The organism is Nocardioides sambongensis (genome assembly GCF_006494815.1).
GTDB classification, from domain to species: Bacteria; Actinomycetota; Actinomycetes; order Propionibacteriales; family Nocardioidaceae; genus Nocardioides; species Nocardioides sambongensis.
Window position 1 is genome coordinate 2,260,610 of record NZ_CP041091.1, and the last position, 21,053, is coordinate 2,281,662.

At 72.0% G+C, this 21,053-nt stretch carries 19 protein-coding genes and 2 pseudogenes; 3 read left to right on the top strand and 18 right to left on the bottom strand.

Annotated features, from left to right (window positions below):
- Positions 1-549: an Rv3235 family protein gene (locus tag FIV43_RS21440; protein ID WP_196780761.1), complete on the top strand. Its 549-nt coding sequence runs from the start codon at positions 1-3 to the stop codon at positions 547-549.
- A gap of 79 nt (positions 550-628) precedes the next feature.
- Here FIV43_RS21440 and FIV43_RS22330 read toward each other — a convergent pair whose 3' ends face one another.
- The 12 genes and pseudogenes from FIV43_RS22330 to FIV43_RS10635 all read right to left on the bottom strand — a co-directional run bounded on the left by FIV43_RS22330 (position 629) and on the right by FIV43_RS10635 (position 11,623).
- A complete protein-coding gene (locus tag FIV43_RS22330) occupies positions 629-778 on the bottom strand; it encodes an SEC-C metal-binding domain-containing protein (protein WP_231122969.1) in 150 nt (49 codons plus the stop codon).
- A 227-nt stretch (positions 779-1,005) separates the two neighbouring features.
- Positions 1,006-3,507 (bottom strand): annotated as a pseudogene (gene secA / locus FIV43_RS10590) (preprotein translocase subunit SecA); the annotation flags it as partial.
- Between the two features lie 86 nt (positions 3,508-3,593).
- On the bottom strand, positions 3,594-3,998 hold the full coding sequence (locus FIV43_RS10595) for a DUF4233 domain-containing protein (protein ID WP_231122971.1): 405 nt from the start codon (positions 3,996-3,998) through the stop codon (positions 3,594-3,596).
- A complete protein-coding gene (folC, locus tag FIV43_RS10600; RefSeq protein WP_141014104.1) occupies positions 3,995-5,347 on the bottom strand; it encodes a bifunctional tetrahydrofolate synthase/dihydrofolate synthase in 1,353 nt (450 codons plus the stop codon). The genes FIV43_RS10595 and folC overlap by 4 nt, the downstream gene beginning before the upstream one ends.
- A gap of 53 nt (positions 5,348-5,400) precedes the next feature.
- Positions 5,401-5,835, bottom strand: a complete 435-nt coding sequence (locus FIV43_RS23145; protein WP_181407443.1) for a class I SAM-dependent methyltransferase — start codon at positions 5,833-5,835, stop codon at positions 5,401-5,403.
- Positions 5,769-6,143 carry a class I SAM-dependent methyltransferase gene (locus FIV43_RS23150; protein WP_181407444.1) on the bottom strand — a complete coding sequence of 125 codons (375 nt, stop codon included), beginning with the start codon at positions 6,141-6,143 and terminating at the stop codon, positions 5,769-5,771. Before FIV43_RS23150 ends, FIV43_RS23145 begins: the two co-directional genes overlap by 67 nt.
- Entirely contained in the window at positions 6,140-6,919 is a 780-nt protein-coding gene (locus tag FIV43_RS10610) for an ABC transporter ATP-binding protein (RefSeq protein WP_141014105.1), read from the bottom strand. Before FIV43_RS10610 ends, FIV43_RS23150 begins: the two co-directional genes overlap by 4 nt.
- The gene (locus FIV43_RS10615) at positions 6,916-7,911 is read right to left on the bottom strand and encodes an ABC transporter substrate-binding protein (RefSeq protein WP_141014106.1); all 996 of its coding nucleotides are present in this window, start codon (positions 7,909-7,911) and stop codon (positions 6,916-6,918) included. Before FIV43_RS10615 ends, FIV43_RS10610 begins: the two co-directional genes overlap by 4 nt.
- A gap of 27 nt (positions 7,912-7,938) precedes the next feature.
- Entirely contained in the window at positions 7,939-9,042 is a 1,104-nt protein-coding gene (locus FIV43_RS10620; RefSeq protein ID WP_196780762.1) for a FecCD family ABC transporter permease, read from the bottom strand.
- A 123-nt stretch (positions 9,043-9,165) separates the two neighbouring features.
- Positions 9,166-10,047, bottom strand: a complete 882-nt coding sequence (locus tag FIV43_RS10625) for an alpha/beta hydrolase (protein ID WP_141014107.1) — start codon at positions 10,045-10,047, stop codon at positions 9,166-9,168.
- Entirely contained in the window at positions 10,047-10,817 is a 771-nt protein-coding gene (locus FIV43_RS10630; protein ID WP_141014108.1) for a VWA domain-containing protein, read from the bottom strand. Before FIV43_RS10630 ends, FIV43_RS10625 begins: the two co-directional genes overlap by 1 nt.
- Positions 10,814-11,623 (bottom strand): hypothetical protein, encoded by an 810-nt coding sequence (locus FIV43_RS10635; RefSeq protein ID WP_141014109.1) that lies wholly within the window; start codon positions 11,621-11,623, stop codon positions 10,814-10,816. Before FIV43_RS10635 ends, FIV43_RS10630 begins: the two co-directional genes overlap by 4 nt.
- Positions 11,624-11,781: 158 nt before the next feature.
- On the opposite strand from FIV43_RS10635, the gene FIV43_RS10640 reads away from it, so the two are divergent.
- Complete coding sequence (locus FIV43_RS10640) at positions 11,782-12,543, top strand: VOC family protein (RefSeq protein WP_141014110.1); 762 nt, start codon at positions 11,782-11,784, stop codon at positions 12,541-12,543.
- A 3-nt stretch (positions 12,544-12,546) separates the two neighbouring features.
- Here the strand turns inward: FIV43_RS10640 and metG are convergent.
- From metG to FIV43_RS10670, 6 genes and pseudogenes are all read right to left on the bottom strand, one after another.
- Positions 12,547-14,357, bottom strand: a pseudogene (gene metG, locus FIV43_RS10645) (methionine--tRNA ligase).
- A 74-nt stretch (positions 14,358-14,431) separates the two neighbouring features.
- Positions 14,432-14,953 (bottom strand): N-acetylmuramoyl-L-alanine amidase, encoded by a 522-nt coding sequence (locus FIV43_RS10650; protein WP_181407445.1) that lies wholly within the window; start codon positions 14,951-14,953, stop codon positions 14,432-14,434.
- Complete coding sequence (locus tag FIV43_RS10655) at positions 14,932-15,711, bottom strand: hypothetical protein (RefSeq protein WP_141014112.1); 780 nt, start codon at positions 15,709-15,711, stop codon at positions 14,932-14,934. Before FIV43_RS10655 ends, FIV43_RS10650 begins: the two co-directional genes overlap by 22 nt.
- A 135-nt stretch (positions 15,712-15,846) precedes the next feature.
- Positions 15,847-16,518, bottom strand: coding sequence for a mycothiol-dependent nitroreductase Rv2466c family protein (locus FIV43_RS10660; protein WP_141014113.1), 672 nt, complete (start codon positions 16,516-16,518; stop codon positions 15,847-15,849).
- 106 nt (positions 16,519-16,624) lie between these two features.
- Positions 16,625-16,900, bottom strand: a complete 276-nt coding sequence (locus FIV43_RS10665) for a hypothetical protein (RefSeq protein ID WP_141014114.1) — start codon at positions 16,898-16,900, stop codon at positions 16,625-16,627.
- Complete coding sequence (locus tag FIV43_RS10670; protein ID WP_141014115.1) at positions 16,873-18,270, bottom strand: CHAP domain-containing protein; 1,398 nt, start codon at positions 18,268-18,270, stop codon at positions 16,873-16,875. Before FIV43_RS10670 ends, FIV43_RS10665 begins: the two co-directional genes overlap by 28 nt.
- Before the next feature lie 174 nt (positions 18,271-18,444).
- Here FIV43_RS10670 and pepN point away from each other — a divergent pair, with 174 nt between their 5' ends.
- Positions 18,445-21,021, top strand: a complete 2,577-nt coding sequence (gene pepN / locus FIV43_RS10675; protein ID WP_141014116.1) for an aminopeptidase N — start codon at positions 18,445-18,447, stop codon at positions 21,019-21,021.
- Positions 21,022-21,053 lie beyond the last annotated feature (32 nt).

Below are 21,053 nucleotides of genomic sequence, written 5' to 3' on the forward strand. Positions count from 1 at the left end.
ATGTCAGACCACCACCCCACCCCGCCGACACCGATCCGGCGTGGCGCAGCGAGCACCACCGGCCTGCGGGCCGAGGTGCCGGTGACCGAGACCCAGGGCGCCCTGGCGCTCTCCCTGCTCCCCCGGCAGGCGCCACCCACCGTCGACCGCGACGCCGACCGCGCCCGCCCCGGCGCCACCGTGGTCCCGATCGACGTGCGGCTGCGCCGCACCATCGAGGACTGGACCCGCCGCTACGTGCAGGCCGCGGTCGAGATCGTCGCCGGCGACCGACCGGCGACCCAGCTGGTCCGCTGGACCGAGCCGGAGGTCTACGCCGACCTCCAGCGCCGGGCCCACCTGGTGGCCCGCGCCGGCGGCCACCAGCCCGGGGTGCGGCGGGTCCAGCAGGTCCGGCCGCGGATCCGCAGCGTGCACACCTGCTTCGTCACCCCCGTGATCGCCGAGTGCAGCGTCCACCTCCGGTACGGCGACCGCGGCCGTGCCGTCGCCGCGCGCTTCGAACGGCTCGGTGAGCGCTGGATCTGCACCGCGCTCGACTTCGCCTGACACCGAGGGCGCCCGTCCGCACCGACGACGGCGCCCGGACGGGAACTCCCGTCCGGGCGCCGTTGCGTCGGTCTGTCGCTCAGCCGCTGACGCGCGTGGTCATCCCGGTCGGACCACCCGGCGCGCCGTGGCAGCGCTTGTACTTCTTGCCGGAGCCGCACGGGCACAGGGCGTTGCGGTTGGTGCCCGCGAACTCGTCGTCGCCGCCGGCCGGGGCGCCGGTGACCACCGACTCCTCCCCGGTCTCGTCGGGGCCGAGTAGGAGAGGTTCTGCGGGGCGGACGGGCGGTCCAGGCCCTTGGCACTCACCTTCGGTGCCGCGGCCTTCAGCGCCGAGGAGATCCCGGCCAGGTCGACCTCACCCTCGCCGACACCGACCGGCGGCTCGGCGAACGCGCCGGCGTGCATCGGACCGGCGTGGCGGCTCCCGTCGGCGTGGTAGTGGAACTCCTCTTCCTCCTCCTCGACCTCGACCTCGAGGTTGAAGAGGAAGCCGACGGTCTCCTCCTTGATGCCGTCCATCATCGCGGCGAACATGTCGAAGCCCTCGCGCTGGTACTCCACCAGCGGGTCGCGCTGGGAGTAGGCGCGCAGGTAGATGCCCTCGCGCAGGTAGTCCATCTCGTAGAGGTGCTCGCGCCACTTGCGGTCCAGGACCGACAGCAGCACGCGGCGCTCGAGCTCGCGGGCGACCTCCTCGCCGATCTCCTCCTCGCGCCGGTCGTAGGCGCCGTGCGCGTCGGCCTGGAGCTTGGCGATCAGGTCGTCCTTCTCCAGCGCGGCCTGGGAGCCGGCCTCCTCGACGAGGTCCTTCCAGGACAGCGAGATCGGCCAGAACTGACCGAGGTCGGTCCACAGCTGCTCGAGGTCCCACTCCTCGGCGAACTCGTCCAGCGCACCGCGGACGGTTCCGGCGACGACGTCGTCGATGAAGGTGCGGATCTGCTCCTCGAGGTCGACGCCCTCGAGCACCTCGCGACGCTCGCCGTAGATGACCTTGCGCTGCCGGTCCATCACGTCGTCGTACTTGAGGACGTTCTTGCGGGACTCGAAGTTCTGCGACTCGACCTGGCCCTGGGCGTTGGCGATCGCGTTGGTGACCCGCTTGTTCTCGATCGGGACGTCGTCGGGGATCTTCAGCATGACCAGCACCCGGTCGACCCAGTCGGACTTGAACAGGCGCATCAGCTCGTCCTGGAGGGAGAGGTAGAAGCGGCTCTCCCCCGGGTCGCCCTGACGGCCGGAACGACCGCGCAACTGGTTGTCGATCCGGCGCGACTCGTGCCGCTCGGTGCCGATCACGTAGAGACCGCCGAGCTCCTTGACCTCGTCGTGCTCGGTGGCGACCTGCTTCTTGATCTCCTCGACCATGGCGGGCCAGGCGGCGTCGTACTCCTCGGCGGTGTCGCCGGCCGGCTCCAGGCCCTTGCGGCGCAGCGCCTCGTCGGCGAGGAACTCCACCGATCCGCCGAGCATGATGTCGGTGCCGCGACCGGCCATGTTCGTGGCGACGGTGACGGCACCCTTGTGACCGGCCAGGGCGACGATCTTGGCCTCGTCGGCGTGCACCTTCGCGTTCAGCACCGAGTGCGCGACGCCGCGCTTGGTGAGCTGCTGGTGCAGGTACTCCGACTTCTCCACCGAGACGGTGCCGATCAGGACCGGCTGGCCCTTCTCGTGGCGCTCGACGATGTCGTCGACGACGGCGTCGTACTTGGCCTCCTCGGTCCGGTAGACCAGGTCGGCCTGGTCGGCGCGGGCCATCGGCTTGTTCGTCGGGATCGGGACGACGCCCAGCTTGTAGATCTTGTCGAACTCGCTGGCCTCGGTCATCGCCGTACCGGTCATCCCGGAGAGCTTCTCGTAGAGGCGGAAGTAGTTCTGCAGGGTGACCGTCGCGAGCGTCTGGTACTCCTCGCGGACCTTCACGCCCTCCTTGGCCTCGATCGCCTGGTGCAGACCGTCGTTGTAGCGGCGCCCGGCCAGCATGCGGCCGGTGTGCTCGTCGACGATGAGCACCTCGCCCTCCATGACGACGTACTCCTTGTCGTTGCGGAACAGCTCCTTGGCCTTGATGGAGTTGTGCAGGAAGGAGATCAGCGGCGTGTTCGCGGACTCGTAGAGGTTCTCGATGCCGAGGTGGTCCTCGACCTTGGTGATGCCGGCCTCGAGGACCGAGATGGTCCGCTTCTTCTCGTCGACCTCGTAGTCGGTGTCCTTGGTGAGCTTGGCTGCGATCTTCGCGAACTCGCCGTACCACTTCACCTCGTCCTGGGTGGGGCCGGAGATGATCAGCGGCGTGCGCGCCTCGTCGATCAGGATCGAGTCGACCTCGTCCACGATCGCGTAGTTGTGGCCGCGCTGCACGCACTCCTCCAGCGAGGAGGCCATGTTGTCGCGCAGGTAGTCGAAGCCGAGCTCGTTGTTGGTGCCGTAGGTGATGTCGCAGGCGTAGGCCTGGCGACGCTCGGCCGGGCGCATGCTCGGCAGGATCACCCCGACGCTCAGCCCCAGGAAGTGGTGGATCCGGCCCATCATCTCCGACTGGTACTTGGCCAGGTAGTCGTTGACCGTGACGATGTGGACGCCCTTGCCCTCCAGGGCGTTGAGGTAGGCCGGCAGCGTGGAGACCAGGGTCTTGCCCTCACCGGTCTTCATCTCGGCGATGTTGCCCATGTGCAGGGCGGCGCCGCCCATCAGCTGGACGTCGAAGTGACGTTGGCCGATGACCCGCTTGGCCGCCTCGCGCACCGTGGCGTACGCCTCCGGCAGCAGGTCGTCCAGGCTCTCACCACCCTCGATCCGACTGCGGAACTCGTCGGTCATCCCCCGCAGCTCGTCGTCGCTCATCGCGACGAATTCGTCCTCGATGGCGTTGATCGCCTTGGCGAGGGTCTCGAGCTGGCGAAGGATCTTGCCCTCGCCGATGCGGAGCAGCTTGTCGATGAACACGGGCACGGGGTGGAACTCCTGGCCTTGGAGGTTTGCGGGACGTGGAGATGCGTCCGGTGGGCTTGCCGGCGCGCAGAGCGCGCGCAGCCACTCTACCCAGCCGGTTGTGACGGGTCCGGCGCTTGGCCACCCTCACGGCGGTCGTAGGCGGCGAAGGCGGCGGCGCGCTCCCGCTCGATCTTGCGCCCGAGCAGGTCGGCGCAGCCCCAGAGCAGCGCGAAGACCGGGCCGAGCACCCACATCACCGGGGTGAAGAAGCCGAGCCCGATCGCCGCGACCTGGATCGCCCACCCGGCGTGGTAGGCCCAGGGGGCGCGGAGCAGGCCGGCCACCAGGATGCAGGCGACGGCCAACCCGAGACCGATGGCCAGCGCCGCGCCGGTGGCCAGGCCGCCGAGCGTGATCAGGACCGGTGTGGTCAGCCCCAGGGCGATCGCCTCCAGGGTGAGCACGGCGGCACACATGCCGCGTCGCGGCGACTTGTCGCGCTCGCTCACTTCACGCCTCCCAGCAGCACCCGCGCCTCGCCGACGGTGACCACCGAGCCGGTCACCAGCACCGCGCCGGAGCTCAACGAGTCGTTGCCCGGCTCCTCGGCCAGTCCGGCGGCGACGTCGATCGCGTCGGCCAGGCGCGGCACCACGGTCACCCGGTCCTCGCCGAAGATCTCCTCCGCCGCGGCGGCGAGCCGGTCCACCGGCATCGCCCGGGCGGTGGAGTTCTGGGTGACCACGACGTGGCTCAGGTGCGGCTCGAAGACGGCCAGCAGACCGTCGGCGTCCTTGTCGCCCATCACGCCGATCACCCCCACCAGCGGGTCGAACCGGAAGGAGTCCTCCAGCGCCGCGGCCGTCGCCTCGGCGCCGGCCGGGTTGTGCGCGGCGTCCAGCACGATCGTCGGGCTCCGGCGCACCACCTCCAGCCGCCCGGGCGAGGTGAACTCGGCGAAGGCGCCGCGGACCACGTCGTCGCCGAGCGGCTCGGTGCCACCGACGAACGCCTCGACGGCGGCGAGGGCGAGGACGGCGTTCTGGGCCTGGTGGGCGCCGTAGAGCGGCAGGAACAGCTCGTCGTAGCGACCGCGCAGGCCCTGCAGGGTGACCGCCTGGCCACCGACCGCGGGGACGCGGTCGACGACGCCGAACTCCAGGCCCTCCCGCGCCACCGTCGCCCCCACCTCCGCGGCGCGCTCCAGGAGCACGGCGGTGACCTCGGGGCTCTGCTGGGCGATCACCGCGGTGGCGCCGGCCTTGATGATCCCTGCCTTCTCCCGGGCGATCGCCTCGGGCGTCGGCCCCAGGTACTGCACGTGGTCGACGGCGATCGGGGTGATCACCGCGACGCCGGCGTCGATCACGTTCGTGGCGTCCCAGGAGCCGCCCATCCCGACCTCGACCACCGCCACCTCGACCGGTGCGTCGGCGAACGCCGCGTAGGCCATCCCGACCACGGTCTCGAAGAAGGAGAGCGGGTGCGGCTGGTCAGCGTCGACCAGGTGCGTGTACGGCGCCACGTCGTTGAACGCCTGCACGAACGCCTCGTCGCTCAGTTGCTCGCCGTCGATGCTGATCCGCTCGCTCATCCGCTGCACGTGCGGGCTGGTGAACCGCCCCGTGCGCAGGTCCAGCGAGCGCAGCAGGCCGTCGATCATCCGGGACGTGGAGGTCTTGCCGTTGGTGCCGGTCAGGTGGATCGAGCCGAACGCGCGGTGCGGGTCGCCGAGCAGCTCGACGAACGCCTCGATCCTGTCCAGCGACGGCTCGAGGCGGGTCTCGGGCCAGCGGGACAGCAACGCGTCCTCGGCCTCGGCGAAGGTCTCGGCGGGACGTGCAGCAGCATCGTTCATGGCGCTGGTGAGTCTACGGAGTGCCGGGCCTGCGCCCGAATCAACCGGCGACCTCAGCCACGGCGGGCCCGCACCAGGTACTTCGTCTGCACGTGGTGGCCCGGCGCGACGCCGTACCGGCGGTCGAGGTCGAGGATGGTGGTCAGCGGGCGCACCTCGACGTCGACGAAGCCGGCCCGCTCCACCAGCACCCGGGTGTCCTCGATGGTGCGTGCCGCCGCGAGCGGCAGCGCCTCGCGCACCTCGTCGTCGTAGAGGCGGAGGAAGTCGTCGGCCACGTCCGTCGCGCTCGCCGCCTCCAGCCCGTCGGGGAACCAGGTGGAGTCGACCAGCGCCAGCACTCCCCCAGGGCGGAGCAGGCGCCGCCAGTTCTCCAGCGCGGCCCCGGGGTCGCGCAGGGTCCACATCAGGTACCGGTTGGTCAGCGCGTCGAGCGACTCCGCGGGCAGCTCCGGGGCGACGGCGTCGCCGTGGCGGAACTCCGGCACCCCCGCCCGGCGGCACGGTACGACGCCGCCCGCTCCTCCGCGCGGCGCAGCATGCCCTCGGACAGGTCGGTGGCCAGCACGTCGTGGCCGAGCGCGGCCAGCAGGAACGCGACGTAGCCGCTGCCGGTGCCGACGTCGAGCACCCTCGCCGGCGCCGGCGGCAGGGCCTCGGCGAACACCGCGGACCAGGCACGCTGGTCGGCGAGCAGCCGCTCGTCGGCCTGCTGGAAGTCGTCGTAGGCGGGGGCACGACCGGTCCAGTACTCGTTGATGTTGTCCTGGACGTCGGTGACGGGTCGGGCGGTCATGAGCGGAGCCTTTCGAGCTGGTCGAGCGGGTGGAAGAGCAGCTGGGGGTGGTCGCCGGCGTCGGTCCGGGTGACGCCGATGCCGTAGACGCGTTCGAGCAGCGCCGGGTCGAGCACCTCCGCGGGCGTGCCGCTGGCGGCGACCCGGCCGGCCTCGAGCAGCACCAGGTCGTCGCAGTAGCGGGCGGCGAGGTTGAGGTCGTGGAGCACCACCACGGCGCTGGTCGCCACGTGGCGGACCAGGCCGAGCACCTCGTGCTGGTAGCGGATGTCGAGGTGGTTGGTCGGCTCGTCGAGCAGCAGGAACTCCGCCTGCTGGGCGAGCGCCCGGGCGACCAGCACCCGTTGCCGCTCACCGCCGGAGAGCTCGGCGAAGCGGCGCCGGGCGAGGTGCCGGGCACCCACCCGCTCGAGTGCGGCGTCGACCGCGGCGTGGTCCTCGGCGCCGGTGCGCTGGAAGGTGGACAGTCGCGGCAACCGCCCGAGGGTGACCATCTCCCGGACGGTCAGCATCGAGTCCGCGTCGTTCTCCTGCACCACCACGGCGAGGCGCTGGGAGATCGCCCGCGGTCCGAGCGCGGCGATCGGGCGGCCGCCCAGGGTGACCCGCCCGCCCTGCGGCCGCAGCGAGCCGTAGAGGGTGCGCAGCGCGGTGGTCTTGCCGCTGCCGTTGGGCCCGAGCAGCCCCAGCACCCGGCCCTCGCGGGCCTCGAAGGAGATGCCGTCCAGCACCGGCCGGCGGTCGTAGGCGAAGCGGATGCCCTCGGCGACGATCATCGGTCGTCCCCGAACCGCTCCTCGATCCGGGCGAGGCCGTCCACCGCCAGCGGCGTCGGCGGCTCCACGTAGTTGAAGAGCAGCGGCATCACGTCGCCCTCGGCCACGGCGGTGATCTGGTCGGCGCCGGGCAGCGAGGTCACCGCGTCGGTGATCTCGGCCGGGTCACCGGTGCTGTGGAGCAGGATCAGCACGTCGGGGTCGCGCCCGAGCAGCTCCTCGGCGGTCACCTCGAAGACGCGCTCGTCGGTGTCGGCGAAGACGTTCTCGAAGCCGGCCGCCTCGAGGATCGGGTGGGCCATCGACCGGGTGCCGTAGGCATAGGTCACGCCGCCGCCGACGGTGGGATAGAGGACGGCGGCGGTGCGCCGCTCGTCGTCGTTGCCGCTGGTCAGCTCCGCGACCCGCTGCTCGAGACCGGCCACCGCGGCGTCGGCGGCGTCGGCGCGGTCGAACACCTCGCCGTACATCTCCAGCTGGGCGTAGACGTCGTCGAAGCCGGGGTCGTCGACGCCCTCGGCGCACAGCGCGGGCTCCTCGAGCAGCGGGATCTGCACCGCGGTGAGGGTGTCGCGGCTGAGGTTCTCCACCTCGCCGAGGACCAGGTCGGGCTCCTGGTCGATCACCACCTCCTTGGAGATCAGGAGGTGGCCGGAGGCGTCGGTCTTCCCGGTCAGCGCCGGGATCTGCTCCAGCTGCGCCCAGGTCCGGTCGTCGTAGTAGTCGCGCGGGTACTCGCCAGCGCGCGCCCCGACCCGGTCGAGCACGTCGAGCGCGGCCAGGAACGGCACCGAGGAGCTCTTCAGCAGCACCAGGTCGTCCGGGGACTCCTCGAAGGTGACCTCCGCGCCGCAGTTCTGCACCGTGACCGGGTAGGCCCCGCCCGAGGTGCTCGCGCCGGGGGCGTCGTCCTCCTCGGCGACCAGTCCGCACGAGGAGAGGGCGACGGCGGCCGCGGCGACCGGCAGCAGGGCGGTGGTACGACGAAGCATGGACTCTCCTCGGAGGTCGGTGGGCGATCAGGCGGCCGTCGCCTGCAGGCGGCGGACCAGGATGAGCAGGAACGGGGCGCCGACGACGGCGGTGATGATGCCGATCGGGATCTCCTGGGGCGCGAGCAGCACCCGGGCGCCGATGTCGGCCCAGATCAGCAGGATGGCGCCCATCAGGGCCGCCACCGGGACGGCCCGCACGTGGGCTGCTCCGACCGCGCGGCGGGCCAGGTGGGGCACCACCAGGCCGACGAACCCGATGCTGCCCGCAGCGGAGACCACCACGGCGACGCAGAGCGCGACCAGCACCAGCAGGGCGGTGCGCAGCCGCTCCGGGGAGACGCCGAGGGCCAGCGCCGTCTCGTCCCCGACCGCCAGGGCGTCCAATCGCCGCCCGAGCACGGTGAGCACGGCGACGGTGACCAGCACCACGACGGCGGCGAGGGTGAGCGGCTGACCCCACGCGGCCAGCGCGAGCGACCCGAGCAGCCAGAACATCACCGAGCGTGCGCCCTCGGCCGAGTCGGAGGCGAAGATCAGGAAGCTGGTCACCGCCTGCAGCGCGTAGCCGACCGCGACGCCGGCCAGCAGCAGCCGCGTGGAGGTGACCCGGCCCGCCGATCGGGCGACCGCGTAGACCAGCACCGACGCGGCCAGGGCCCCGACGAACGCGCTGGCCGAGAGCGCGTGCTCGCCGAGGCCGAGGGTGACGCCGAACAGGATCGCGGCGGCGGCGCCCGTCGAGGCGCCGGAGTTGACGCCGAGCAGGTAGGGGTCGGCGAGCAGGTTGCGGACCATCGCCTGCAGTGCCGTGCCGGTCACCGCCAGGCCCGCGCCGACCAGCGTCGCCAGCAGCACCCGCGGCAGCCGCACGTCCCAGATGATCGAGTCGCGGGGGCCGCTCCACGTCTGTTCGGCCGGGACCAGGAAGAGGTGGTGGCCGATCACCTCCAGGACGCTGCTGAACGGCACGTAGACCGCACCGAGGGCGGTCCCGGCGATCATGGAGAGCCCGAGGCCGACCAGCAGGCCGAGCGTCCACCGGCGCGCCCGCCGGCGGGCGTGGTCCGGGGAATCGGCGGCGTCGCTGCCGGTGTGCTCGTGCGATGCCGTCGGGTCGAGCGCGACCACCCGGACACCTCCTCGCCTGCCGAAGCGGCTCGCTTGTTGTTGCGAGCCATTTGCAACAAGCCTAGCCAGCGGCAGACCGGGAGCGCAGCCGGGGGCCGACCGACCGGTGACCCCGGGTGGTCGCTAGGAGCGGTGCTGGCGCAGCCAGCCGGCGACCTGGCGGGTCAGCGGCTCGGCGGCCGGGAAGACCTCGGCGTGCCGCCAGAACCCGTGGACCTGACCGAGGGCGCGGCTCGCGACCACCTCCACCCCGGCCTCCGCGAGTCGCCACGCCAGGTGCTCGCCCTCGTCACGGAGCGGGTCGTGCTCGGCGGTGACCACCAGGGTCGGCGGAAGGGTGCCCAGCCGGTCCGAGAGCAGCGGCGCCAGGTCCGGGTCGACCAGGTCGTCCGGGCCGGCGGCGTACTGCTCCCAGTACCAGGCCGCCTCCGCGGGCTCGAAGCCGTCGGCGGCGGTGCGGTAGGAGTCGAAGGAGGCGGTGGGGTCGAGGAACGGGTAGATCAGGGCCAGCCCCGCGAGCACACCCGGTCGGCGCAGCGCGGCGACCAGGGCGAGGTTGCCGCCGGCGCTGTCGCCGTGCGCGAACAGCGGGAGGCCGGCCAGCCCGGGCGCCTGGGCCGCCCAGTCCAGTGCCGCCGTCACGTCGTCCGGCGCCGCCGGGAAACGGTGCTCGGGCGGGCGCCGGTAGTCCACGCTCAGCACCGCCATCCCCGACCGGTCGGCGAGGCGTCGTGCGGCGGCGTCGTGGACCTCGACGTCGTTGAACACGAACCCGCCACCGTGCGCGTGCACGACGACGCCGTCGTACCCGCTCGGCAGATAGAGCCGGGCCGGTACGCCGCCGGCGTCGACGTCACGGACCTGCGCGACCTCCACCCGCGGAGCCGCGGCGGCGGCCGCACGCGCCTGCGCCCGGGCGGCCCCGATGTCGTAGCCCGGGTCGTGGACGGCAGGCTGGCCCGCGGACTCGGCGACCGCACGCCTCGCCTCCGGGTAGAGCGCCATCAGATGCGGGCGGCGATCGCGTCGGCGAACACCTTGCCGATGTCGTTCGGCGACCGCGCCAGGTAGGACTGTCCGCCGGTCGCCTCGGAGATCGCCTCGAGCGCGTCCGCGTCCGCGTCGTTGGTGATGCCCAGCGTGATGATCCGGACCGGTCGCTCCGGGTCGACCGCCTTGCGCAGCCCGGCGATCAGCTCCTGCTGGGTCAGCGAGTCGGGGTCGTCGTTGGCGCCGTCGGTGAGCAGCAGCACGCTGTTCACCGCGGTCGGGTCATAGCTCTCGACGGCCGACTCGTAGGCGGCGAGGGTGGTGTCGTAGAGCGAGGTGCCGCCACCGACCAGCTCGTCCATCGTGTCGAACTCCGCGGCGAGCAACTCGCGCTGCGTGGCACCGCCGGCGTCCTCGTCCAGCCGCCGGGTCGGCTGGAGCTGGCGGTAGTCGGCGCCGAGCAGCCCGTCGTCGGCCTGCGAGAAGGCCCAGAGGCCGATCGCGGCGTTGTCCTGGAACAGGGAGAGGCCTGCGGTCGCCGCCTGGGTGGTCAGTCCCATCCGGGTGGTCTGGCCGGCCGGGAAGTCCATCGACCCGGAGACGTCCACGACGGCGAGGCTGCGCATCGGCAGCGCCAGGGTGACCCACCGCTGGAGCAGCTCCGCCGCGTCCTTGGCGCCGACCTGGATCGGCTGGACCTTGCCGACCCCCTGCTCTCCCGGCGCCCCGTCGGGACCGCGGAAGTGGGCGGCGGCGAGCACCGCCTGACCACTCTCCTCCGTCAACAGCTGCCCGATGCCGGCCGCCGCCTCGGTCGCGTCGGCACGCTCCTCCTCGGGGCGGTGATCACCAACGGATACTCCATCATCGCGGTGCCACCGGACGGCGCGGCCGCCTGCAGGTCGGGGGCGTCGCTGAGCCACTGCTGCTCGGTGACGACCGTGGTCCCGCCACGCTTCTCGATGCGCCCGAGCCGGGCGGCCGGGTCCGGAGCGGCGGCGAGGTCGCCTGCCGATCGCTGGGCGAGGTTGACGATGGCGTCCTCCGACGTGGCGGCTCCGGCGTACAGCGCCGCCGCGGAGGACGCGGAGCTGAGCGGGTTGCCGAGGAGGAAGTCGTCGGCGGTCGCCGCGTCCGCCCAGGTCGCCGGTGGCCTGCCGTCGCCGGAGACGATCACGGCGGGGCTGGTCGCGACCGACTTCTCGGCGATGGTCGCGGCCTTGTCGACCTGGGTGGTCCACACCGACGAGTCCGGGATCCACAGCTCGGGGAGCTGCTTCCCGGTCTGGATCCGGTTGATCACCTGCTGCGGCTCGGCGGAGAAGAGCATCACGTTGCCGCACCCTGCCTCGTCGAGGATCTGCCCGACGGGCTCCTCGAGCTCGGGGGCGAGCGCGATGGTCAGGTTGCCGGTGCAGCCGGGGACGGTCTCGTCACCGGCGACCGCGCTGTCCTCGCCGCGCAGCGCGAGGTAGCCGGCGACGGCGGCGACCAGCACCAGCGCGACCGCGATCACGCCCCACCGGGCGCGCCCGGGCTCCCGGGTGGCGCGGTGCGACCCGACTCTTCGACTTGTCGTCTGCTCTTCCATGTTCCCTCCCGCCGAGGGAGATTAGTGGATGGTGACCGCGAACACCGCCGTGAGGTGGACGTGGCGCGACCGGCGCCGGCGATGAGTCCGGTGCCCCAGGGCGGTCCCAACGTCCGCACCGAGCACTCCGCCACCTCCGACCCCTCCGAGGAGCAACCATGTCCCAGCCCGACGGAACCCCCTGCTGGATCGAGCTCGTCACCCCCGACCGGGACCGGGCGGTCGCCTTCTACGGCGCGCTGTTCGGTTGGACCGCCACCGACCCTGTCGAGGAGTTCGCCGGCTACTCGCAGTGGATGGCCGGCGAACGCCCGATCGGGGGTCTGATGCCGTCGATCCCGGAGCTGACCGGCGCGCCCGGCTGGGCGGTCTACCTCGCCACCGACGACGTCCGGAAGGTCGCCGAGTCGGCGGTCGCCCACGGAGGCAGCGTGGCCGTCGCGCCGATGGACCTGCCCGGCCTGGGCAGCTCGGTGGTCGTGGCCGACCCCTCCGGCATGGGCCACTGCGCCTGGCAGGCGGGCCCGTTCGCGGGCACCGAGGCGATCGACACCGTCGGCGACCCGATCTGGCACGAGGCGTACACCACCGACTTCGCGGCGAGCCGGGCGTTCCTGGAGTCCGTCTTCGGCTGGCGGACCACCCTGACCGGCGACACCGACGAGTTCCGCTACGCGGTCAACGGGCCCGAGGAGTCGGCCACCGCGGGGCTGATGGACGCCGCGACCTGGGGCCCCGACTTCGTCCCGTCGTGGACGGTCTACGTGAAGGTCGCCGACATGGAGGCCTGTGTCACGCAGGTGGTCGCACTCGGCGGCGCGATCGTGGAGGGGCCCGACGACACGCCGTACGGCCTGCTCACCACGATCGCCGACCCGAACGGGCAGCAGATCAAGGTGATGGTGCCGCCGGCCGGGTGAGCCTCAGCCGCCGAGGCGGGCGAGCTCGTCGTCGACGAGGCTCGGGTCGAGCTTCACGAAGACCGGACTCGGCCTGCCCACCGGGCGCCCGGCCTCGATCGGGTGCCGACGCCAGGCGGGTGCGGTCGTGTAGTCGCCGGTGATGATCGGGTACGGCGCCCCGCCGTCCAGGTCCTCGACCTCCTCCAGCCGGGGCATCGGCGCCACCTCGCCCGCGCCGCCGAGCGCGCGGTCGACGGCGTTGGCCGAGAACGGCAGGAACGGCGCCAGCACCAGGTTGAGGTCGGTGACGCACTGGGCGGCCACGTGCAGGATCGTGCCCAGCCGCTCGCGCTCCTCCTCGGCCTTGAGCTTCCACGGCTCGTGGTCGGAGACGTACTTGTTGACCTCGCCGACGGCGCGCATCGCCTCCCCGATGGCGGCCTTCTGCCGGTGCCGCGCGATCAGGTCGCCGACCACGCCGAACGCCGCCTCGGTGCCGGCCAGCAGGGCCTCGTCCTCGGCGGTCAGCGGCCCGGCCGCCGGGATCTCGCCGAAGTTCTTCGCGATCAGGCTCGCCGTGCGGTTGACCAGGTTGCCCCAGCCGGCGACCAGCTCGTCGTTGGTCCGGCGGACGAACTCCGACCAGGTGAAGTCGCTGTCCTGGGTCTCGGGTCCGGCGGCGGCGACGAAGTAGCGGAACGCATCGGGCTGGTAGCGGGAGACCAGGTCGCGCACGTAGATGACGACCTTCTTCGAGGAGGAGAACTTCCGGCCCTCCATGGTCAGGAACTCCGAGCTCACCACCTCCGTGGGCAGGTTGAGCTCGCCGTAGCTGCGCGCGGTGCCACCCTTGCTGCCCTTCCCCGAGTAGGCGAGCAGCTCGGCCGGCCAGATCTGGGAGTGGAAGGTGATGTTGTCCTTGCCCATGAAGTAGTAGGACAGCCGCTCGTCCGCGGCGCCCCCGTCGGTCGGGTTCCACCACTCGCGCCAGCGCTCGGGGTCACCGGTGCGGCGCGCCCACTCGATGGAGGCGGAGAGATAGCCGATGACGGCGTCGAACCAGACGTAGAGCTTCTTGGTCGGGTTGTCGCGCCAGCCCTCCAGCGGCACCGCGATGCCCCAGTCGATGTCGCGGGTCATCGCGCGGGCCGGATCTCGTCGAGGATGTTCTTGGAGAAGCGGATCACGTTCGGCCGCCAGAGGCCGGTGGCCTCCCGGCCGTCCAGCCACTCCCCCAGCGCGTCGGCGAGCGCGGGCAGGTCCAGGAAGAAGTGCTGGGTCTCCACGAACTGCGGGGTCTCGCCGTTGATCCGGCTGACCGGGTCCTTCAGGTCCTGCGGGTCGAGCTGGTTGCCGCAGTTGTCGCACTGGTCGCCGCGCGCGCCCTCGGCGCCGCAGATCGGGCAGGTGCCCTCGATGTAGCGGTCCGGCAGGGTGCGGCCGGTCGACGGGCTGATCGCGCCGAAGGTGGTCTTCTCCACGAAGTACCCGTTCTCGTACACGCCGAGGAACAGCTCCTGCACCACCGCGTGGTGGTTGCGGGTGGTGGTGCGGGTGTAGAGGTCGTAGGTGAGGCCCAGGCTGACCAGGTCCTCGGCGATCAGCCGGTGGTTCCGGTCGGCGAGCTCCTGCGGGGTGACACCCGCCTCGTCGGCCGCGATCAGGATCGGGGTGCCGTGCTCGTCCGAGCCGGAGACCATCAGCACGTCGTGGCCGGCCATCCGCATGTAGCGACTGAACACGTCGGAGGGAACGCCGAAACCGGCGACGTGACCGATGTGGCGGGGGCCGTTCGCATACGGCCAGGCGACGGCCGAGAGGACGTGACTCATGGGGGAATCCTAGGGTCGTCCGTCCTCTCGACCGAACCGAACCGGCTTCGGTGAGCAGGTCCGGCTGCGCGGCGTCAGGCGGCCCGGTTGATGCGCCGCGCCGTACGGCGCCGGATCACCGGCAGCTTCTGGTAGAGGTAGCTGCCCGGGCAGGCGGTGTCGTTGGTGTCCCGGTGCCCGTCGATGACCGGCAGCTTCACCTTCTTCCCGGCCCGGTACCGGTCGCTGCCCGTGGACCGGATGGAGATCTTCTCCAGCGGGTGCCGGCCGAAGGCGTCGAGCTTCCACGCCGCGAGCCGCGCCACCGCGTTGAGGATCTTCTTGTTCGGCCGGCCGGACTCGAAGTTGCCGATCACCGAGACCCCGACCGAGGCGTGGTTGAAGCCGAGGGTGTGCGCGCCCTGGATCATCGACTTGCCGGTCCACGTGCTGTGCTTGCGGCCCACCCAGATGCGACCGAACCGGTCGACCAGGAAGTTGTAGCCGATGTCGGCCCAGCCCAGGTTGTTGGTGTGGTAGCGGTACATCCCGCGGATCATCCCGGGCACGTCGCCGCGGGAGTAGGCGTTGGAGTTCACGGTGTGGTGCACGTGCACCTGCTTGATCGTGGCGATGCGGTCGGGCTTGCCGTTGAGGAGCTTGTCGTCGGGCCCCCAGGCCCGGCGGAGGTAGACCTTGGGGCGGCGACCTTGCCCTGGGCCGCCTGGTCGGACTCCCCCGAGTCCGCGGACTCCACGGCTCGTCCCGCCACCACCGCACGGCGGGCGACCGGGTTGCGGTCGGCGCTGCGCTCACCGGGGTCGATCAGCGCGAGCACCGGCTTGCGCGCGGTGCCGGTGATCTCGATCTGCACGGCGTCGCAGGCCCCGAACCACACCGGGTGGGTCGCGTTCGGCGTGCGCCGTCCCTCCGCCGAGCCGGGGTCCGGGCCGTCGTGCATCGCCGGGAGCCGGCGCCACCCGGTCCAGCCGCCGTCCACGCGGCGGGCCCGGGCCCGGATCGTGCCCGACCCGGACCGCCAGGTGACTCCGAGCATGGCGAACGAGGAGGTCGTCTGCATCACCGGTGTCCGCAGCGCGCCGCCGGCCACCGTCCGGGCCTCGGCCGCGCGGTCGTCCAGGGGCACGTCGAGCGCGGAGACCGGCGAGCCGGCGTCGCGCTGCAGACGCAGCCGCTGCGCCGCGACACCCGGTGAGGCCGGCGCGGAGGTGGGGACCATCGCGATCACCGGCGCTGCTGCCGCCGCGGCGGCCAGCCCGGCGAGCTCACGACGGCCGAGACCGCGTGCGAGCGCGCCGGTGCCGCCGGGCGTTCGGTCGGTGGAGTCGGGGAAGCACGGATCCGAGTCGCTCATGGGCATCCATGATGCGTCATCGGACCCGTCCCGGTCGGTTCCCGGGGCCGCCGGGTGTGTCTCACCCGTCACTTCCGTCACGGCCAGGGGACCTCGCCGAGGCGTCCTCGGGCGGGCCCCGCGCTCGCCCGGGAGTCAGCTGAAGTCGAGGTCGCCGGTGCGCGTCCGCTTCAGCTCGTAGAAGTAGGGGAAGGAGGCCATCGCGACGGCGCCGTCCCAGAGCCTGCCGGCGTCCTCGCCGCGCGGGATCTTGCTCAGCACCGGCCCGAAGAAGGCCGAGCCGTTCACGGCGATGGTCGGCGTGCCGACGTCGTCCCCGACCTGGTCCATCCCCTCGTGGTGGGAGGCGGCCACCGCCTTGTCGAGCGAGGTGTCGTCCATCGCGTCGACCAGGGTGGGGTCGAGGTCGACCTCGGCCAGCACCTCGGCGATCAGCGACCGGGCGCCGTCACCCTCCTCGTGCAGCGCCCGCCCCTGGTGGTGGATCCGCTCGCCGAACGCGTTGTAGAGCGGCAGCAGGACCTGGTCGCCGTAGCGCTGCTGAGCCGCGATCAGCACCCGGACCGGGCCCCATGCCGGAGCGAGCAGGTCGCGGTAGTCCTGCGGGATGTCCCGGTCCTGGTTGAGGTAGGCCAGGCTCATCACGTGCCAGTCGACCTCGATGTCGCGCACCTTCGTGACCTCGAGGATCCACCGGGAGGTGATCCAGGCGAACGGACACAGCGGGTCGAACCAGAAGTCGGCGCGATCGGTCGCGGAGCCGTCGCGGGTCGCGGTGGAGGTGTCGGTACCGGTGGTCTCAGCCATACCGGGGCAACCCGTGCCGGACCCGGTTGATTCCCGGCCGCTGCAGGCCGGTGACCCGTCAGCGCAGCACTCCCTCAGCGCAACACTCCGTCAGCGCAACACCCTGTCAGCGCAGCACCCGGACCGGCGTCCGGGAGAACGCCGACCGCACCACCTCCGAGCCGGAGTAGCTCACCCGGACCCGACGCATGCCGGGCGCCACCGGCGCGATGCGCACCCGGGCCCGACCGTCGACCAGGCTGACCCGCTGCGACCGCTGGCCGACCTTCACCAGGACCGTGCCGGTCACCGGTGACACACCCGGTGCGGTGGCCCGCACCCGCACCACCACGGCACGGGACTTGCCGACCGGCGTCACCCGGACCTGCGCGGCCGACCGCACGGCGGCGGGGTGGAGGCGACCTGCGCGACGCCCAGGTAGTTGCGCCGGGACAGCGTGGCCCGCACCGAGAGCACCGCGCCGAGGTCCGCCGCCGTGACGGCGTAGGTGGTGGCGGTGGCGCCGGGGATCGGCACACCGTCGCGCAGCCAGGCGTAGCGCACCTGCGCGTCGGCCGGGGCATAGCTGCCCGGGTGCACGGTGAGGACCTGCCCCGGCTCGGTCCGGCCGGAGACCGTGAAGGGCTCGGTCACCTCGACCTGGTCGACCACCACCGGATCGGTGGCGCGGGAGTACTTCTTCGCCTGCTTGTAGCCGTCCCGGTTGACGATCTCGACGAAGCTGATCTGCTTGCCCGCCAGGTCGTCGGTCAGCCGCAGGGTGGCACCGCCGGCGCCGTCGATCCGCGCACCGTCGGCCCGCCAGAAGTACTCCGACCGGCCGGGCGAGGGAGCCCAGCTGCCGGCGACCGCGCTGAGCGTCTCGTCCAGCATCGCGACCCCTTCGATGGAGGGTCGCGCCGAGTTGTCGAGCAGCGCCCGGCCCACCCGGGTCGTGGCCGCGGTGGTGGCGGCCACCGCGTCGCGGTTGGGCTTGTGGGCGGTCACGGTGACCGTGATCGCCTTGCCGACCTGGTCCGCGCCGGGGACGAAGGTCTTCCGGGTGGCGCCGGCGATCGCCGTACCGCCGGCCGACCACTGGTAGCTGAAGCGACGCGGTGTCGGGCTCCAGGTCCCGGGCGCCGCGGTCAGCCTGCTGTCCACCAGCGGCGTTCCGGAGACGGTGGGCGCGGCGGTGTTGCTCAACGGGGTCGGCCCGGCGTCCTTGAAGTGGATGAAGCCGCTGGGCCACCGACCGCTGTCCTTGGTGATCCGGCGCCAGTCGAAGGTGCCGCCCCAGGAGTCCTCCGAGATCACGATCTCGGTCGAGGAGACCACCTTCTCCACGTAGGCGACGTGGCCGCTGGAGCCGATCCCGTTGTGGTAGCGGTCCCACCAGGCGATGGCGCCGACGGCCGGGGTGCGGTCGGTGATCCGGGAGTTCGCGTGGCCCCAGTTGTAGGCCATCCCGCTGCCGCTCCACGGGCGCTCGCTGGACATCCCGGCCTGGATCATCCGGTAGGCGGCGTAGTTGGTGCAGTTGTGACCGGAGTACATCCGCCAGTACATCCGCCCGTTGTTGGCTCCGTAGCCACCGTCGGAGTAGCCGGCACTGCGACAGCCGGAGTAGCCCGAGCACAGGTACGTCGAGCCGGCGACGGGCGTCGTGGTCACCGGCGCCTCTGGGGCGCCGAGGGCGACCAGGGCGCTGGCCATCAGGGCACCGACGGCCAACTTCGACCACCAGCGCACGGTCTTTCCTCCGGGGCGCATGGGGATCACCTTCTGACACAGGACGTGCCATTGGCAACAAAAACCACAAAAAACTCACCCACCCCACGCGTGTTGTGCTTGACATCTCTGAATTACATGTGTGTAGTTCGCGCCCCTCGGGAACGGCGCCGCCCGCTGCCCCGCGCCCTTCCCGCCGGTGCGAGGATGGCCGACATGCCCGGAATGAACCTCACGCGCGACGAGGCCACCGCCCGCTCCGCGCTCATCGACGTGTCCACCTACACCGTCGAGCTCGACCTCAGCCAGGCCACCGAGGACGGCGTCACCACGTTCGGCTCGACCAGCACCATCGAGTTCACCTGCGCCGAGCCCGGCGCGGAGACGTGGCTCGACCTGGTCGACGCCGAGATCCACGAGATCACCGTGAACGGGACGTCCGTGGACCCGGCCGAGGCCTACGCCGACAGCCGGATCCGGCTCACCGGCCTGGCCGCGGAGAACACCGTCGTGGTCCGCGCCGACTGCACCTACTCCCACACCGGCGAGGGGCTGCACCACTTCGTCGACCCCGCCGACGGCCGGATCTACCTCTACTCGCAGTTCGAGGTCCCCGACGCCCGCCGGGTCTACGCCTGCTTCGAGCAGCCCGACCTCAAGGGCACCTTCACCTTCGACGTCACCGCTCCCGCGCACTGGACGGTCGTCTCGAACGCACCGACCCCCGACCCGACGCCGGTCCCCGGCTCCGACGCCGCGGCCCGCTGGCTCTTCGGGCCCACCAAGCCGATGTCGACGTACATCACCGCGATCGTGGCGGGTGAGTACGTCGAGCTGCGCGACGAGTACCGGGGCAAGTACGGCGTGATCCCGCTCGGCCACTACGCCCGGCAGTCGCTGGCCGCCGAGCTCGAGCGCGACCGCGAGGAGATCGTCACCCTCACCCAGCAGGGCTTCGCCTTCTTCGAGGACGCCTTCGGCGGCCCCTACCCGTTCGAGAAGTACGACCAGCTCTACGTCCCCGAGTACAACGCCGGAGCGATGGAGAACGCCGGCTGCGTCACCCTGCGCGACGAGTACCTCCCCCGCTCCCGCCAGCCCCGCTCGTTCTACGAGTTCCGCGCCTCGGTGATCCTGCACGAGATGGCGCACATGTGGTTCGGCGACCTGGTCACCATGAAGTGGTGGGACGACCTCTGGCTCAACGAGTCCTTCGCCGAGTGGGCCTGCTACCACGCCGAGGCCGAGGCCACCGACTACACCGACGCGTGGACCGGCTTCGCCAACATGCGCAAGCAGCGCGGCTACCGTGCCGACCAGCTGCCGAGCACCCACCCGATCGCCGCCGACATGGTCGACCTGCACGCGGTCGAGGTGAACTTCGACATGATCACCTACGCCAAGGGCGCGGCGGTTCTCAAGCAGCTGGTCGCCTGGGTCGGGATCGAGCCGTTCCTGGCCGGGCTCGGGCAGTACTTCAAGGACCACGCCTACAGCAACACCGAGTTCACCGACCTCCTGGCGGCGCTGGAGAAGGCCTCGGGCCGGGAGCTCTCCGGCTGGGCCACGGAGTGGCTGCAGACCGCCGGCGTCAACACCATCCGCCCGGTCTTCGAGCTCGACGCCGAGGGCCGCTACACCTCCTTCGCGGTGCGGCAGTCCGCACACCAGGACCACCCGACGCTGCGCCGGCACCGGATCGGCATCGGCAGCTATCGCCTGCGGGAGGGCCGCCTGGTCCGGGAGGACCGGGTCGAGATCGACATCGACGGCGACCTGACCGAGGTGCCGCAGCTCGTCGGCGAGGCGCAACCCGACCTGTTGCTGCTCAACGACGGGGACCTGACGTTCGCCAAGGTGCGGCTCGACGAGCGCTCGCTGGCCACCGCGGTCGACCACCTCTCCGCCCTCGACGACTCGCTCGCCCGCGCGTTGGTGTGGAGCGCGGCCTGGGACATGACCCGCGACGCGGAGATGACCGCGACCGCCTTCGTCGAGCTGGTGCTCGGCAACGTCGGCGCGGAGACCGACTCCTGGGGCGTCACCGCCTTCCCCGGGTTCGCCGCCCAGGCGGCCGCGATGTACACCGCCCCGGAGAACCGTCCGGCGGTCACGGCGCGCTGGGAGGAGGGGCTGCGGACGCTGCTGGCCGACGCGGCGCCGGCCAGCGACCACCAGCTGACCTTCGTGCGCGCCTACGCGGCAGCCGCCCGGTCCGAGTCCGCCGTGGCCGACCTGGAGGGGTTGCTGGACGGCTCGCTGACCTTCGACGGCCTGGTGGTCGACCAGGACCTGCGCTGGGCCCTGCTCAACAACCTGGCGCGCCTGGGTCGCGCCGACGAGTCGCGCATCGAGGCGGAGCTGGCCGGCGACAACACCAACACCGCGAAGGAGAAGGCGGCCGCCGCACGCGCGGCGCTGCCCGACCCGGCGGCCAAGGAGGCCGCCTGGCAGGCGGCGATGATCGACTCCGGCACCGCCAACGAGACCGCCCGCGAGATCGTGCTCTCCTTCATGCGGGGCGGCCAGGAGGCGGTGCTCGAGCCGTACGTCGAGCGCTACCTGACCGACGCTCCGCTCACCTGGGAGCGGATCGGTGCCCACCGGGCGGCGCTCGCGACCGAGCACATCTTCCCCCGGATCCTGGCCACCCCGGCCGTCGCGGACCGGGTCGCCGCCTGGCTGGAGAACGAGTCCGAGGGCACCAACACCGGCGCGCAGCGGTTCATCCGGGAGGGACACGCCGACCTCGTCCGGGCTCTGGCCGCCCAGGCCCGCGATGCCCAGGGCTGACGCCCGGAGCACGTCGCGAGCACGATGACGTC

Coding starts and splice junctions, on each gene's coding strand:
- FIV43_RS21440 (WP_196780761.1), top strand. CDS start 1: ATGTCAGACCACCACCCCACCCCGCCGACACCGATCCGGCGTGGCGCA.
- folC (WP_141014104.1), bottom strand. CDS start 5,347: ATGAACGATGCTGCTGCACGTCCCGCCGAGACCTTCGCCGAGGCCGAG.
- FIV43_RS23150 (WP_181407444.1), bottom strand. CDS start 6,143: ATGACCGCCCGACCCGTCACCGACGTCCAGGACAACATCAACGAGTAC.
- FIV43_RS10610 (WP_141014105.1), bottom strand. CDS start 6,919: ATGATCGTCGCCGAGGGCATCCGCTTCGCCTACGACCGCCGGCCGGTG.
- FIV43_RS10615 (WP_141014106.1), bottom strand. CDS start 7,911: ATGCTTCGTCGTACCACCGCCCTGCTGCCGGTCGCCGCGGCCGCCGTC.
- FIV43_RS10625 (WP_141014107.1), bottom strand. CDS start 10,047: ATGGCGCTCTACCCGGAGGCGAGGCGTGCGGTCGCCGAGTCCGCGGGC.
- FIV43_RS10635 (WP_141014109.1), bottom strand. CDS start 11,623: ATGGAAGAGCAGACGACAAGTCGAAGAGTCGGGTCGCACCGCGCCACC.
- FIV43_RS10640 (WP_141014110.1), top strand. CDS start 11,782: ATGTCCCAGCCCGACGGAACCCCCTGCTGGATCGAGCTCGTCACCCCC.
- FIV43_RS10655 (WP_141014112.1), bottom strand. CDS start 15,711: ATGAGCGACTCGGATCCGTGCTTCCCCGACTCCACCGACCGAACGCCC.
- FIV43_RS10660 (WP_141014113.1), bottom strand. CDS start 16,518: ATGGCTGAGACCACCGGTACCGACACCTCCACCGCGACCCGCGACGGC.
- FIV43_RS10670 (WP_141014115.1), bottom strand. CDS start 18,270: ATGCGCCCCGGAGGAAAGACCGTGCGCTGGTGGTCGAAGTTGGCCGTC.
- pepN (WP_141014116.1), top strand. CDS start 18,445: ATGCCCGGAATGAACCTCACGCGCGACGAGGCCACCGCCCGCTCCGCG.